The organism is Flavobacterium maritimum (genome assembly GCF_040049085.1).
Lineage (GTDB): Bacteria > Bacteroidota > Bacteroidia > Flavobacteriales > Flavobacteriaceae > Flavobacterium > Flavobacterium maritimum.
The window spans coordinates 752,247-764,097 of sequence record NZ_JBDLZY010000002.1; the positions used below are offsets into that span (position 1 = coordinate 752,247).

An 11,851-nucleotide genomic window follows, 5' to 3' on the forward strand; every position below is an offset into this window, starting at 1 on the left:
AACTGAAAACTGAGACTGCGACTGAAAACTACCAAGCAATTGGCCTGTAATCTTTCAAAAACTTCCCACACCAGTGTTTCCCTGAATTAATACCGTCGAACAAAGGATCCATCACCCGTGCAGCACCATCCACAATGTCTAATGGCGGTTGAAAATCTTCTTCTTCCTGTTTTCTTTTGGCTAATTCGGCGGGATCTTCGTCGGTTACCCAACCGGTGTCAACCGCATTCATAAAAATACCGTCTTTTGCCAAAGTTCCTGCAGCAGTATGGGTCAGCATATTCAAAGCGGCTTTGGCCATATTGGTATGCGGATGACGGTCTTCCTTGAAATCTCGGTAAAACTTCCCTTCCATAGCCGAAACATTAATAATGTGTTTTTTACCTGTATTATCCTTCTTCATTACTTCTGAAAGACGGTTACACAATACAAAAGGCGCTACCGAATTCACCAACTGCACTTCAATCATTTCAGTGGTTTCTATTTGTCCTAGTTTTAATCGCCAGCTGTTGGTTTTTCTCAAATCTACTTGCTGTAAATCGGCATCGAGTTCCCCTTCCGGAAAAACTTCATTGGCCACCAGCGCATTATCAAACGAATACGGAATCTGGGATAATTTGGCGGAAGCCCGCAACCCAATTCCCGGTTCCGGTCCGTGCCAAGTCACCGGCATATTTTGATTTGGTGAAGCTCCTGTGGTCAATACTTTAAGTTCTTCCAGACAATTGGTATGATCCAGTAATAAATCTTGTGCTTGTTGAGGCAAAAAACTTATGGAGCGTTCTTCGTTTTCCATTAAATGGGTATAAAATCCAGCTGGACGTCTTACGGTTTGCGCCGCATTATTAATCAGAATATCTAAACGTCCGTACTTTTGCTCAATAAAATTGCAGAAAATCTCCACACTTGGAATGTGTCGCAAATCCAATCCGTGAATTTTTAAGCGATGCCCCCACTCCATGAAATCATCTTCCTTAGAAAAACGCAAAGCTGAATCCACAGGAAAACGGGTCGTTGCAACAACCGTAGCTCCTCCTCTTAATAACATCAAGGTAATATGATAACCTATTTTCAAACGAGAGCCTGTAATCACGGCAATCTGTCCTTTTACATCTGCGGTTTGAAAGCGCTTAGCATAATTAAAATCACCGCAATCGGTACACATGGTATCGTAAAAATGGTGCATTTTGGTAAACTCTGTTTTACAGACATAGCAGTTTCTTGGCGTCTCCAATTCTAATTGTTCTTTGTGAGCAAGATCGTTTAAAGCCAATAGTTTTGGTGCGACAAAAACACTCGCTTCACGGGCAGAACGGATTCCGGTTACTTTGCGGGCGGTTCTGTCTTTCTTTTCCTGTTTGCGTTTGGCTACAGCTTTTCCATCCTTTTTCCTTTTAGCAAACTCATCACGGTCAGGGCGCGAAAATTGTCCAGCCGCTTTGATTAAAGCCGTTCTCTGTTCTTTTGGTATTTCAAAAATTTGGTCAGTATCGGTATTCAATTGTGCAAGAATAGCGATGCAGCGGTCAATTTCTTCTGAACTTATGGCTGTCTTATTTTCTATTTCTGGTGTCATCATTATATAAAACGGGCATTTTCATTAGCAAAAACACCAAGACCGCAAAGATAGTGTTTTAAAAGTCGTAAAGTCTTCATGCTGACTTTGACGCGCTGAAACTTTCAACTTTATGACATTTGACTTTAGACTATTATCTTAGTATCTTCGTGCCCACTTTGTAAAATTCGCTATGGTATTCCAAATAAAATCATACCTACAATTCCTTTGGCACTCAAAAAACGAACATGCGGTGCATTCGCCTTTTGTGTTTAATTTGATTACCAAATGTTTTTACGATAAAAAATCAAAACCGGAATATTCCATTTTAAAAGAATACAGAAAAGCGCTTCTGACTAATAAAAATTCGATTGAAGTAACTGATTTTGGTGCGGGTTCTAAAGTTTTTAAATCCAATACCAGAGAAATCTCCAAGATTGCTAAAACGGCAGGAATTAGTCCAAAACGAGCGGAATTATTATTCAGAATTGTACATTATTTTCAACCTTCATCTATTTTGGAAATTGGAACTTCGCTGGGACTGGCCACTTCTGCTCTTTCTCTTGGATCCCGAAGTGTCGGGACAAAAGCAAAAATCACAACCCTTGAAGGTTGTCCGGAAACTGCTAAAATTGCCCAAAACCAATTCAGACAATTTGGCTTAACCAATATAAATTCAGTCGTGACAGAATTCAATAGTTATTTGAGCGACTTTCAACTTTCGCCTTTTGACTTTCACCTTATTTACTTCGACGGGAATCATTCAAAAAAAGCAACATTAGATTATTTTGAACTTTTATTACCAAGCATTACTAACGATAGCGTCTGGATATTTGATGATATTCATTGGTCTCCGGAAATGGAAGAAGCTTGGGAAATCATTAAAAATCATCCAAAAGTAAAAGTCACCATTGATACTTTTCAATGGGGATTGGTGTTTTTCAGGAGAGAACAGGAAAAACAACATTTTGTCATTCGAACATAGATTAATAACTTTAAACAAAAAAAACAGTATGGATATCAAACAGATTTTCAAGAATAACAGAAATTGGATTGCCAAACAACTTCAAGCTGACGAAAACTATTTTGATAAACTATCAGCGGGCCAGTCACCGGAATTCCTTTATGTCGGTTGTTCTGACAGTCGTGTTTCTGCCGAAGAACTTATGGGGCTGCAACCGGGAGAGGTTTTTGTGCATCGCAATATCGCTAATATGGTTCCCAATACCGACCTAAACTCCATGTCGGTGATCAATTATGCCGTCATGCATTTAAAAGTGAATCATATTGTTGTTTGTGGACATTATGGTTGTGGCGGTGTGCTCGCGGCCATGCAACAATCCGATTTAGGAATATTAAATCCTTGGTTAAGAAATATTCGTGATGTATACCGACTACACAGAAAAAAACTCGACGCCATTACAAATGAGGAAGAGAAATATAAAAAGCTGGTGGAATTAAATGTACAGGAACAATGCATTAATATCATCAAAACTGCCGAAGTTCAAAAAGCAAATATTGAAAGAAATTTAAAAGTGTACGGATGGATTTTTGATATTCATACCGGAAAATTAATTGATCTGAAGATTGACTTTGATGAAATATTAAAGGATATTACAAAAATTTACAAAATATCATAATTGAGCTCTTGCTTCAAGAACCTGAAAATTAGTAGTATTCTTTAGAAAAGAACAGAAACAAGAACCTTTTTATATTTGTACCAAAAAAAATGACCGCAATTACTGCGGTCATCTCTCCTTGAATTAATAATTACCTAATCTTTAGCCTTAGCCATTTCTTCTGATTTTGCTCCCATTCTATTCAATTTAAACATTGGTCCAAATTTTAATTTTAAACTTGCAATTTTCCTATTATCCTCAGAAGTAAGCCCTTCATTTTCCACTGTATTTTTTCTGCTATCTAATGCTTCATACATCAATTTCACCTCATCCCAATCTTCACGGGAATAATTGTCCTTATTACTTTCGGCAGTTTGCACAAATTGTTGGTATACACTAAGAATATTAGAAGCATTTACCCAATTAAAATTCATATCATCCCCTATTTTACCTTCACCAAACAAAGCATTACGCAATTGTTGTTTCGGATTTGTATTTGCTGCTGCTTTCTGAGCTGCTGCTCTATCTGCTTCCACTTTAGCTTTTAATTCTAAATATTTAGCCCTACTTGCATCAATACGTTTCTGAGCTTCAATTTTATCTTTCAAATTAGCTAAAGCCGCATCAGCTTCTTTACTTCTCATTTGATAATTGCCATCAATATCTTCCCAATTTCCTTCGGCATCTAACGAAGAAACATTTCCTAATGAATCAACATACATTACATAGGTGTCTACTATTTTTTGAGCTTGTGTTTCCTTTTCATCTTTACAAGAGGAGAATCCTAAAGCGACTAACGCTATCACTAAAAACAATTTTGCGTTTTTCATAATTTTATATTTTTTTTATTATTCAAGTAAATGTAGGCTTAAACACTTGACATTCAATACAAATCCAAAAATTATGAAAACAATCCTCTTAATTATGAAACAAAAACAATTAACAGGCTGATCTAATATATTCATTTGAAAATCAACTATTGTTTGAACCAATATTTAAATACTCAAAAATAGATTAGTCAATGACAAGCCGTTGTTTTTTTGTAACAAAACGGCTGTAACAAAAATGTATTTATGGCTACTTATGTCTTAATTCAAAAGTCTTTTGTACTTTTAAAATCGAAAATTGTAATTCAACAATCCTAAATCCCGATGGCAAAACCGCTTATTAAAATAACCAATATCAAAAGAGATTTTGTTCTCGGAAACGAAATCGTTTATGTATTAAAAGGCATTGACTTAGAAATAAATAAAGGCGAATACGTTGCGCTAATGGGACCTTCCGGATCAGGAAAATCTACTTTGATGAACCTTTTAGGATGTTTGGACACACCTACTTCTGGAACTTATATTTTGAACGGAAAAGATGTCAGTCAGATGAAAGATGATGAATTAGCTGAAATTCGCAATAAAGAAATTGGCTTTGTTTTCCAGACTTTTAATCTTTTGCCCAGAACAACCGCTTTAGACAATGTTGCTTTACCGATGATCTATGCAGGTTACTCTAAGGCCGATCGATACAAACGTGCCAAGCAAGTATTAGCACAAGTAAATCTTGCTGACAGAATGGATCATCAACCTAACCAACTCTCAGGAGGACAACGTCAACGTGTGGCTGTTGCAAGAGCTTTGGTAAACAAACCATCCATTATTCTTGCCGATGAGCCTACCGGAAATTTAGACAGTAAAACATCGCTTGAAATCATGAAACTTTTTGGTGATATCCATGCCAATGGTAACACCGTTATTCTGGTAACACACGAGGAAGAAATCGCAGCGTATGCACACCGAGTTATTCGTTTGCGTGACGGAATGATAGAAAGCGATACAATTAAAATTAAATAGATCATTTGTTTATTCGGTTATTGTTAAATCGATTAAACAGATACACAAATGACCGATTAAACACAAAAAATGAAAGTATATACAAAAACAGGAGATAAGGGAGTCACAGCACTTTTTGGCGGAACCAGAGTTCCAAAAGATCATGCCCGTATCGAAAGTTATGGAACAGTTGATGAACTGAATTCTCATATCGGCCTAATTCGGGATCAGGAAATGGATGCCCACTACAAAAATATCCTTATCGAAATTCAAGATCGTTTGTTTACTGTTGGAGCCATTCTTGCCACTCCCCCAGAAAAAGAAGTTCTAAAAAATGGTGAACTCCGTTTAAAAAAACTCGGAATTTTAGAATCTGATATCGAATTACTCGAAAACGAAATTGACAGTATGGAAGAAGCGTTACCACCAATGACGCATTTTGTTCTTCCCGGAGGACACACTACTGTGTCATATTGTCATATTGCACGTTGCGTTTGCCGTCGTGCTGAACGTTTAGCGGTACATTTGAGCCACAATGAGCCTGTCGCCGAAATAGCAATCCGGTACTTAAACCGACTTTCTGACTACCTGTTTGTGTTGGCACGAAAGTTGTCACACGATTTAAACGCTGAGGAAGTTCAATGGATTCCAAGGAAATAAAATTTTTGATTTCAGACTAACTATTTTGGTATCAGATTTTTTAAAGACTTAAAGATTCCAGTTTAACAGATCAAAAAAATTGATTTAAAAGATTTAAATATCCTTTTTTTTAAAATCAAAAATTGTTAATCAAAAATCAGAAATCAGCTATAAAAAAGACGTTCTTAACTTTTTATCAAAATAAATCGATTTTTACTTGTCTTTTTCAGTAAAAAAATTATTTTTGCACAAACTAAATCGACAAAACATGTATTGGACATTAGAATTAGCATCCTATCTTAGTGATGCACCATGGCCTGCTAACAAAGACGAACTTATTGACTACGCTATTAGAGCAGGAGCTCCATTAGAGGTGGTAGAAAACCTTCAATCAATAGAAGATGAAGGCGAGATATATGAATCAATGGAAGAAATTTGGCCAGATTATCCTACAGACGAAGATTATCTTTGGAACGAGGATGAATATTAAAAAATAACCCAAGGAAAAAGTCTCAAAAGAGGCTTTTTTTTTGTTTAAATTTACACAATTACAAAAAATAGAAATACCAATAAATCATGAGTTTCATAAACAGCATTATTAAAGTCTTTGTGGGTGACAAGTCACAAAATGATGTCAAGGCTTTACAACCGTATTTAAATAAAATTAAGACTTTTGAGAGTCCTTTAATGGCATTATCCAATGATGAACTTAGAGCTAAAACAGTCTTTTTTAAAGAAAAAATAAAACAGGACCGCGCTGAAAAAGACGCGAAAATTGCCGCACTTCAAAAAGAAGTGGAAACTATTGAAGATATAGATAAACGAGAGGATATTTATATCGCTATTGATGCTTTAGAAAAGGAAGCTTACGACATCTCTGAAAAAACATTGATGGAAATTCTTCCTGAAGCTTTTGCTGTTGTCAAAGAAACAGCCAGAAGATTTAAAGAAAACACCCAATTAGTTGTAACCGCAACGCCTAAAGACAGAGAGTTATCTGCTACTAAAGATTATATCACTTTGGACGGAGACAATGCTATATGGGCCAATTCATGGAATGCAGCAGGTAAGCAAATTACCTGGGACATGATTCACTATGACGTACAATTGATTGGTGGAATGGTTTTACATGAAGGAAAAATTGCTGAAATGCAAACGGGTGAAGGAAAAACATTGGTAGCAACCTTACCTCTTTACTTGAATGCTTTGACTGGAAATGGTGTACACTTGGTTACAGTAAATGATTACTTGGCTAAACGTGACAGCACATGGAAAGCTCCTTTATTCGAATTTCATGGGTTAACAGTTGAATGTATTGATAATTACCAACCAAGTACCGAAGGTAGAAAAAAAGCCTATGATGCTGATATCACTTATGGAACCAATAATGAATTTGGTTTTGACTACTTAAGAGATAACATGGCACATTCTCCTGATGATTTGGTTCAAAGAAAACACAATTATGCAATTGTCGATGAGGTCGATTCTGTATTGATTGACGACGCAAGAACACCTCTTATTATTTCGGGTCCGGTTCCGCAAGGAGATCGTCATGAGTTCAACGAACTAAAACCTAAAATCGAAAACCTTGTTGGTTTACAAAGACAATTGGCTAACGGCTTTTTAGCGGAAGCAAAAAGACTAATCAAAGAAGGAAACACAAAAGACGGCGGATTCAACCTATTGAGAGCGTATAGATCCTTACCTAAAAATAAAGCTTTGATTAAGTTTTTAAGTGAAGAAGGCATTAAGCAATTGCTTCAAAAAACTGAAAATCAATACATGCAAGATAACAAACGTGACATGCATAAAGTGGATGAAGCTTTGTATTTTGTAATTGAAGAAAAAAACAATCAGGTTGAATTGACTGATAACGGAATTAAATTCTTGTCTTCAGATTCAGCTGATAATAACTTTTTTGTACTTCCAGACATTGGAACCGAAATTGCTGCTATCGAAAAGAAAAAACTGGATAAAGACGCAGAAGCAGAAGAGAAAGAAAAATTATTCCAAGATTTCGGTGTAAAAAGTGAGCGTATTCACACTTTGACACAGCTTTTGAAAGCCTATACTCTTTTTGAAAAAGATGTTGAGTATGTTATCATGGACAATAAGATTATGATTGTTGATGAACAAACTGGTCGTATCATGGATGGTCGCCGTTATTCTGATGGATTACACCAAGCAATTGAAGCAAAAGAAAACGTAAAAATTGAAGCTGCTACACAAACATTTGCTACAGTAACCCTTCAGAACTATTTCAGGATGTACAACAAACTGGGAGGTATGACTGGAACAGCTGTTACTGAAGCTGGTGAGCTATGGCAAATTTACAAATTGGATGTTGTAGAAATTCCTACCAACAGACCGATGGCTAGAAAAGACAAAGAAGATTTTATCTATAAAACTACTCGCGAAAAATTCAACGCGGTTATTGAAGATGTAACAGAATTATCACAAGCAGGAAGACCTGTTCTTATTGGTACCACATCTGTAGAGATTTCGGAGTTATTAAGCCGAATGCTAAAAATGAGAGGGGTTACTCATAATGTATTGAATGCAAAAATGCACAAACAAGAAGCCCAAATTGTTGAAGAAGCAGGAAAACCTGGAGTAGTTACAATCGCAACCAACATGGCTGGACGTGGAACGGATATTAAATTATCTGCCGAAGTAAAAGCAGCAGGAGGTTTAGCAATTGTAGGTACAGAACGTCATGATTCCCGTCGTGTAGACCGTCAGTTAAGAGGTCGTGCCGGTCGTCAGGGAGATCCGGGAAGTTCTCAGTTTTATGTTTCACTTGAAGACAACCTAATGCGTTTATTTGGTTCTGAAAGAGTTGCTAAAGTAATGGACAGAATGGGATTGCAGGAAGGTGAAGTGATTCAACATTCAATGATGACTAAATCTATCGAGCGTGCACAGAAAAAAGTAGAAGAAAACAATTTCGGTGTTCGTAAACGTTTATTAGAGTATGATGATGTTATGAATGCGCAACGTGAAGTAGTTTACAAACGTCGTCGTCATGCCTTGTTTGGCGAGCGTTTAAAACTGGATATTGCCAATATGCTTTACGATACTTGCGAATTAATTGTAAGTGAAAATAAAGTAACTAATAATTTCAAAAATTTCGAGTTCGAATTGATCCGTTATTTCTCTATCACTTCTCCGGTTTCGGAAAGTGAGTTTGTGAAATTATCAGAAATGGAATTAACTGGTAAAATCTATAAAGCTACACTTCAATTTTACACTGAAAAGACGGAAAGAAGCGCCAGAGAAGCCTACCCTATTATAAAAGGAGTTTACGAAGAAAAAAACAATCACTTTGAGCGTATTGTAGTTCCGTTTACAGACGGGATCAAAACCTTGAATGTGGTTACCGATTTGAAAAAAGCATACGAGACTGAAGGTGCCCAATTGATTGCTGATTTTGAGAAAAACATCACTTTATCTATTGTAGACGAAGCTTGGAAAAAACATTTACGTAAAATGGACGAGTTGAAACAATCTGTTCAATTAGCCGTTCACGAACAAAAAGACCCATTGCTTATCTATAAACTGGAAGCTTTCAATTTGTTTAGAGCGATGCTTGACGATGTTAACAAAGAAGTGATTTCATTCTTATTCAAAGGTGATTTACCAGCTCAAAACACGCCAAAAATCGAAGAAGCAAAAGAAGTTCGTCAAAAAGAAGATTATAAATTGAGTAAAGACGAAATTCCAAATAGCGAAAGTATCAATCGTGAAGCTGGCGAAACACAACAACATCACGTGACGGAAACAATCGTGAGAGATATGCCAAAAATCAATCGTAATGATACTGTTACTATCAAACAGGTTGCTACAGGAAAAACAGAAAGTATGAAATATAAAAAAGCAGAAAATCTATTATCCACTGGAGAATGGGTTATTGTCAACGAATAATATTTCTATTAATTAATAATTCAATCCTCAATTACTTTTGTAATTGGGGATTTTTTTTTGACATTATAATAAAACAAAAATTAAATCTTGTATTCCCCAAACACTTTGAGACGATCACAAATGAATTAGAGTATGCATCTATATTAGTCAGGTTTAATTACAACTAGAGGTCTATTGCTTTAAAACAGGGCTTATTTACACGATAAAAGCAATCAACTACCAATATTGGTTTTAAAAAAAGGAAGGGCTTAATTCTATTCATTTCAATCAAAAGAGAATTGAATACTAACAGATCAATCTTAAATTATTTTGACAACAGAAGTACAAATGTTTCGGCTGAATCTTTTAATGTCTAAATCATAGTTTTTGATTACAATTCAAGGGAGTTAGAAACATTACCTTTTTTTCATTTTTAGACTAACTAATATTGCCTAATTTTTACTACCCCACAGGTTTTGGGTTTGACTCATGAAGACAGAAATAAGAAAACACCCAAAAACAAAAAACCCACTTATAAAAAGTGGGTTTTGATGTGAACGCAGAAGGATTCGAACCTTCGACCGCCTGCTTAGAAGGCAGGTGCTCTATCCAGCTGAGCTATGCGTCCATTTCTCATTAAAAAGAATTTGTCGGGGTGGCAGGATTCGAACCTGCGGCCTCCTGCTCCCAAAGCAGGCGCGATAACCGAGCTACGCTACACCCCGATGCACAAAATTTAATAAGCGGAGAGACAGGGACTCGAACCCTGGCGACGATTACTCGTCGACAGATTAGCAATCTGCTCCATTACCGCTCTGGCACCTCTCCAAGCTCAAGGAAACATGTCCTATTTTGCGGTTGCAAATGTAACACAACATTGCATTACTCGCAACTATTTTGACACTTTTTTTCAATGTTTTTTCATATTTTTCTTAAAACACTTCACTATCAAGCCTATAGCCAAAATTAAAAAACACGTCCTTTTTTGAAAAATATAATACTGACATGAAAATATGAATTTACCTAAAAAAGATTAAATTTGCTACATAAACTAAGATTATATAAATCATGAACAAAAGAGTCGTTATCGTTTCAGCCGTTAGGACACCTATCGGAAGTTTTATGGGCGGATTATCTACAGTTACAGCTCCCAAATTAGGAGCAGTAGCCATAAAAGGTGCTTTGGATAGAATCCAATTAGATCCTAATTTAGTTGACGAAGTGTTTATGGGTAATGTCGTTCAGGCTGGTGTGGGTCAAGCCCCTGCTCGTCAGGCTGCCCTATTTGCAGGTTTACCAAATAGTGTTGCTTGTACCACTGTAAATAAAGTATGTGCTTCAGGAATGAAATCTGTTATGCTCGGAACACAGGCCATTTTATGTGGTGACGCCGAAATCGTTGTAGCTGGAGGTATGGAGAACATGAGTTTGATTCCTCATTACATGCATTTGAGAAATGGAATCAAATTTGGACCAGGCACAATGGTTGACGGCATGCAAAAGGATGGTCTTACTGATGCCTACGATAACAGCGCTATGGGTGTTTGTGCGGACTTATGTGCTGCCGAATACAATATCAGCAGAGAAGATCAAGATAACTTCGCAATTCAATCCTATGAGCGTTCTGCGAAAGCTTGGGAATCTGGAAAATTTGACAACGAAATTGTACCGGTTTCAGTTCCTCAAAGAAAGGGAGATCCAATTATAATCTCAAAAGACGAAGAATTCACTAACGTTAAATTAGACAAAATTGCCTCTTTAAATGCTGTCTTTACTAAAGACGGAACTGTTACAGCCGCCAATGCTTCAACAATAAATGATGGTGCTGCTGCAGTAGTATTGATGAGTGAAGAAAAGGCAATTTCATTAGATTTAAAACCTTTGGCTTACATCAGCGGTTATGCAGATGCAGCGCAAGAGCCAAAATGGTTCACAACCAGTCCCGCACTGGCACTTCCTAAAGCCGTAAAGAAAGCAGGTTTATCAATAGAGGATGTAGATTATTTCGAATTCAACGAAGCATTTGCAGTAGTTGGATTAGCGAATGCAAAGATTTTAAATTTAGACAACGATAAAGTAAACGTAAATGGTGGCGCTGTATCTTTAGGACATCCATTAGGATGCTCAGGAGTTCGAATCATCGTTACTCTTTTAAACGTTTTAGAACAAAATAACAGTAAAATTGGTGCTGCAGCTATCTGTAATGGTGGTGGTGGCGCTTCTGCTATAGTTATTGAAAGAATTTAAAAAATTATTCTAAATGATGCATTTTAAATGAAACCTCATCATTTAGAATGCATCATTAAAAATTT

General features: G+C 36.5%; 9 protein-coding genes and 3 tRNA genes. 7 read left to right on the forward strand and 5 right to left on the reverse strand.

Annotated features, from left to right (window positions below):
- Positions 1-28 precede the first annotated feature (28 nt).
- Complete coding sequence (locus ABEB23_RS07210; RefSeq protein WP_438861671.1) at positions 29-1,576, reverse strand: SDR family NAD(P)-dependent oxidoreductase; 1,548 nt, start codon at positions 1,574-1,576, stop codon at positions 29-31.
- A gap of 172 nt (positions 1,577-1,748) precedes the next feature.
- Between ABEB23_RS07210 and ABEB23_RS07215 the strand changes: the two genes are divergently transcribed.
- Positions 1,749-2,540, forward strand: coding sequence for an O-methyltransferase (locus ABEB23_RS07215; RefSeq protein ID WP_348811840.1), 792 nt, complete (start codon positions 1,749-1,751; stop codon positions 2,538-2,540).
- Positions 2,541-2,568: 28 nt separating this feature from the next.
- Positions 2,569-3,195 (forward strand): carbonic anhydrase, encoded by a 627-nt coding sequence (locus ABEB23_RS07220; protein ID WP_348811841.1) that lies wholly within the window; start codon positions 2,569-2,571, stop codon positions 3,193-3,195.
- Between the two features lie 134 nt (positions 3,196-3,329).
- Here ABEB23_RS07220 and ABEB23_RS07225 read toward each other — a convergent pair whose 3' ends face one another.
- Positions 3,330-4,004, reverse strand: coding sequence for a DUF6565 domain-containing protein (locus tag ABEB23_RS07225; protein ID WP_348811842.1), 675 nt, complete (start codon positions 4,002-4,004; stop codon positions 3,330-3,332).
- Between the two features lie 321 nt (positions 4,005-4,325).
- Between ABEB23_RS07225 and ABEB23_RS07230 the strand changes: the two genes are divergently transcribed.
- The 4 genes from ABEB23_RS07230 to secA all read left to right on the forward strand — a co-directional run bounded on the left by ABEB23_RS07230 (position 4,326) and on the right by secA (position 9,560).
- Positions 4,326-5,018: an ABC transporter ATP-binding protein gene (locus ABEB23_RS07230; RefSeq protein WP_348811843.1), complete on the forward strand. Its 693-nt coding sequence runs from the start codon at positions 4,326-4,328 to the stop codon at positions 5,016-5,018.
- 69 nt (positions 5,019-5,087) lie between these two features.
- The gene (locus tag ABEB23_RS07235) at positions 5,088-5,657 is read left to right on the forward strand and encodes a cob(I)yrinic acid a,c-diamide adenosyltransferase (RefSeq protein WP_348811844.1); all 570 of its coding nucleotides are present in this window, start codon (positions 5,088-5,090) and stop codon (positions 5,655-5,657) included.
- 247 nt (positions 5,658-5,904) lie between these two features.
- Entirely contained in the window at positions 5,905-6,126 is a 222-nt protein-coding gene (locus ABEB23_RS07240; RefSeq protein WP_007138072.1) for a DUF2795 domain-containing protein, read from the forward strand.
- An 86-nt stretch (positions 6,127-6,212) separates the two neighbouring features.
- Positions 6,213-9,560 carry a preprotein translocase subunit SecA gene (gene secA, locus ABEB23_RS07245; protein ID WP_348811845.1) on the forward strand — a complete coding sequence of 1,116 codons (3,348 nt, stop codon included), beginning with the start codon at positions 6,213-6,215 and terminating at the stop codon, positions 9,558-9,560.
- Positions 9,561-10,093: 533 nt separating this feature from the next.
- Here secA and ABEB23_RS07250 read toward each other — a convergent pair.
- The 3 genes from ABEB23_RS07250 to ABEB23_RS07260 all read right to left on the reverse strand — a co-directional run bounded on the left by ABEB23_RS07250 (position 10,094) and on the right by ABEB23_RS07260 (position 10,367).
- Positions 10,094-10,167 (reverse strand) — tRNA-Arg (locus ABEB23_RS07250).
- A gap of 22 nt (positions 10,168-10,189) precedes the next feature.
- Positions 10,190-10,264: transfer RNA gene (locus ABEB23_RS07255), tRNA-Pro, on the reverse strand.
- A gap of 19 nt (positions 10,265-10,283) precedes the next feature.
- Positions 10,284-10,367: transfer RNA gene (locus ABEB23_RS07260), tRNA-Ser, on the reverse strand.
- 240 nt (positions 10,368-10,607) lie between these two features.
- On the opposite strand from ABEB23_RS07260, the gene ABEB23_RS07265 reads away from it, so the two are divergent.
- Positions 10,608-11,786 (forward strand): acetyl-CoA C-acyltransferase, encoded by a 1,179-nt coding sequence (locus tag ABEB23_RS07265; protein ID WP_348811846.1) that lies wholly within the window; start codon positions 10,608-10,610, stop codon positions 11,784-11,786.
- Positions 11,787-11,851 lie beyond the last annotated feature (65 nt).